The 3262-nt window shown below is 64.4% G+C and carries 2 protein-coding genes and 1 pseudogene; all 3 read left to right on the forward strand.

Going from position 1 to position 3262, the window contains the following annotated elements:
• The first annotated feature begins 138 nt into the window (after positions 1 to 138).
• The gene (locus tag A2J03_RS03350; RefSeq protein ID WP_068369673.1) at positions 139 to 1104 is read left to right on the forward strand and encodes an NAD kinase; all 966 of its coding nucleotides are present in this window, start codon (positions 139 to 141) and stop codon (positions 1102 to 1104) included.
• Positions 1105 to 1106: 2 nt separating this feature from the next.
• Positions 1107 to 2873: a DNA repair protein RecN gene (recN, locus tag A2J03_RS03355; protein ID WP_068369671.1), complete on the forward strand. Its 1767-nt coding sequence runs from the start codon at positions 1107 to 1109 to the stop codon at positions 2871 to 2873.
• 101 nt (positions 2874 to 2974) lie between these two features.
• Positions 2975 to 3262, forward strand: a pseudogene (locus A2J03_RS03360) (putative cytokinetic ring protein SteA); the annotation flags it as partial.

Consider the following 3262-nt stretch of genomic DNA (forward strand, 5'->3'; position numbering starts at 1 on the left):
GTACTTTTTGTGGCTACGATCTCACCGGGAGTCGGGCCTACGGACCGACCCCGATAGCGCTGTGCCGAACGACTCCGCCGAGCGCGATGTGGTGGCGTTGGTGAAGCACGCAGTCGAGGAAGGTCCACAGTGACGGAGATGCCGGTGACGACAGGGGTGCCGGTGACATCTCCGGTACGTGAGGTCCTGCTGGTCTCTCACCCCGGACGGCGCGACATCGCCGAGACCGCACGACGAGTGGCGAAGGTATTCGGCGAAGCCGGAATCCGGCTCCGGGTGCTGCTGGACGAGGTCGACTCCACTCGGATCGAAGCTCTCGGCGCCGACAAGACCGATACGGAGCTTGCTTCGGACCTGACTTTGAACGTCATCGAATTCGGTCCGGAAGCCGGCGTCGGGTGTGAACTCGTGCTGGTCCTCGGGGGTGACGGGACGTTCTTGCGTGCGGCCGAGCTTGCCCAGGCCGCCGGAATTCCTGTGCTGGGCATCAACCTTGGCCGAATCGGCTTTCTCGCCGAGGCCGAGGTCGACAACTTGGAGGACGCGTTGGCGCGCGTCATCAGTCGCGACTACCGAATCGAATCGCGGATGACGCTCGACATTGCGATCCGCGTCGGCGATCAGGTGGTCGAGCGAGGCTGGGCGCTCAACGAAGCGAGCATCGAGAACGGTTCGCGTCTCGGGGTTCTCGAAGTCGTCCTCGAGGTGGACGGCCGGCCGGTGTCCGCATTCGGCTGCGACGGCGTACTCGTCGCGACGCCGACCGGGTCCACCGCGTATGCATTCTCCGCCGGCGGCCCTGTCGTCTGGCCCGAGCTCGAAGCAATCCTGGTCATACCCAGCAACGCCCATGCTCTGTTCGCGCGCCCGCTGGTGACCAGCCCGGAATCATTCATCGCCGTGGAGACCGACGCGGGTGGTCACGATGCCCTCGTGTTCTGTGATGGCAGAAGAACCATGAAGCTGCCGGCCGGGGGACGCGTCGAAGTCATCCGTGGCGCAGCGCCGATCAAATGGGTCCGTCTGGATTCGGCACCGTTCGCCGATCGAATGGTGACCAAATTCGCGTTGCCGACTTCCGGTTGGCGGGGGAGAGCGAGGTAATCATGCTCGAAGAAATTCGGATCGACAGCCTCGGTGTCATTTCATCTGCAAGTGCCCAGTTCCATGAAGGGCTTACGGTTCTGACCGGCGAGACCGGCGCGGGCAAGACGATGGTCGTCACGAGCCTGCATTTGCTGTCGGGTGCGCGAGCCGACGCAGGTCGCGTCCGACTAGGGGCGGACCGCGCAGTCGTCGAAGGCAGATTCAGTACCGAAACGGCGTCGGCCCAGGTCGTAGACGAGGTCGAAAGGGTGCTCGAGTCGGCCGGTGCGCAGCGCGACGAGGACGATTCGATCATCGCCTTGCGCACCGTGAATGCGGACGGTCGGTCGCGCGCACATCTGGGTGGTCGAAGCGTTCCCGCGGCGATCCTGTCAGGCTTCACCGATTCGTTGCTGACTGTCCACGGCCAGAACGACCAGCTGCGATTGCTTCGAGCCGACCGCCAACTCGACGCGCTCGATCGGTTCGCCGGCGACTCGGTGTCGACACCGCTGAAGAAGTACCGCGCCGCGCGGGCCGAATGGCTCTCGGCGAGAGCCGAACTCATCGATCGGACCGAACGCAGCCGTGAGCTTGCGCAGGAGGCCGACCGCCTACAGTTCGGGCTGCAGGAAATCGACGCAGTCGCACCGCAACCCGGTGAGGACGTCGCGATCGTGTCCGATGTGCGACGCCTGGGCGACCTCGATTCTCTTCGTGAATCCGCCGAGGGCGCCGGGGCGGCATTGGTCGGCGCGGTGGACGACACAGGGGAGGGTTTGTCTGCCCTCTATTTCCTCGGCGAAGCGCGCACCAGGCTCGAGGGTGCGGACGACGCGATTCTGCGAGATCTGCTGCCGCGATTGAACGAGGCACTGGCCGTCGTCACCGACGTCGGCGCCGACATCACGTCGTACCTCGCCGATCTGCCCTCGGATCCGTCCGCGCTCGAGACGATCTTGAACCGACAGGCGGAGCTCAAGAGCCTCACCCGGAAGTACGCAGCCGACGTCGACGGTGTCATTGCGTGGGCGGATGACGCCCGAGAGCGTTTGTCGAAGATCGACGTGTCGGCCGATGCGTTGGCCGACTTGTCTGCCCGAGTGGAGGAGGCGGCCACCGAGGTCGCTGCCGCGGCCGTGAAACTGACGAGCGCGCGCAGCAAGGCTGCGGCGAAGCTCGCGAAGGCAGTCAGCGCCGAGTTGGCGGGGCTCGCCATGGGTAAGGCGAAACTGCAACTCGACTTGCGTACTGTCCCGGCGGGCCCGCAGGATTCTGCACCGCTGTCCATCGACGGGGTCGAGCTTCACGCCGGTCAAAGTGGCGTCGACGAGGTCGAATTCAAGCTGTCGGCACATGATGGAGCCCAGGCACTCCCGATCAGCAAGAGTGCGTCCGGCGGTGAGCTGTCACGGGTGATGTTGGCACTCGAAGTGGTGCTGGCAGGTTCGGACAAGGGCGCAACGATGGTTTTCGACGAGGTCGACGCCGGTGTCGGTGGCCGGGCCGCCGTCGAGGTCGGGCGACGGCTGGCGCGATTGGCCAGAACACACCAGGTCATCGTCGTCACGCACCTTCCGCAGGTTGCCGCATTTGCGGACACTCACCTGGTCGTCGACAAGGCGGACGCCAAGAAGGGCGCGGCCAACAGTGGCGTGAAGTCGCTGTCGTCGTCGGAGAGAGTCGTCGAACTGGCCCGGATGCTCGCTGGACTGGACGACACCGAAACAGGCCGTGCACACGCCGAAGAGCTGCTGGCGACGGCCCGAGCCGATCGCGAGAACTGAGTCGGAACTGCTCGAGACTGTTGGGACTTGTGTGAACAGTGTGGTAGTTGTTTCGGCGCGCCTCCACCGTCGGGCGTGTCGTCGGCGTCATCATGGTTTCCATGAAGATGCCGGCTCTGTTATCACGTAGTCAAGATTCGCTACCCGGAATCAGTGGTATCGCCCGGGTCGATCGCAATACCGCCAAGCTCCTCAAACGCGTCGGTCCGGGTGACATCGTCGTACTCGACGAATTGGACCTCGACCGTCTGACCGCAGATGCCCTCGTCGAGGCGGGTGTTCTGGCGGTCGTCAACGCATCTCCGTCGATATCGGGTAGGTATCCCAACCTCGGGCCGGAGGCGATTGTCGCAAACGGCATCATCCTGATCGACTCTGCTGGTACCGAG

The organism is Rhodococcus sp. EPR-157 (assembly GCF_001647195.1).
Classification (GTDB): Bacteria; Actinomycetota; Actinomycetes; order Mycobacteriales; family Mycobacteriaceae; genus Rhodococcoides.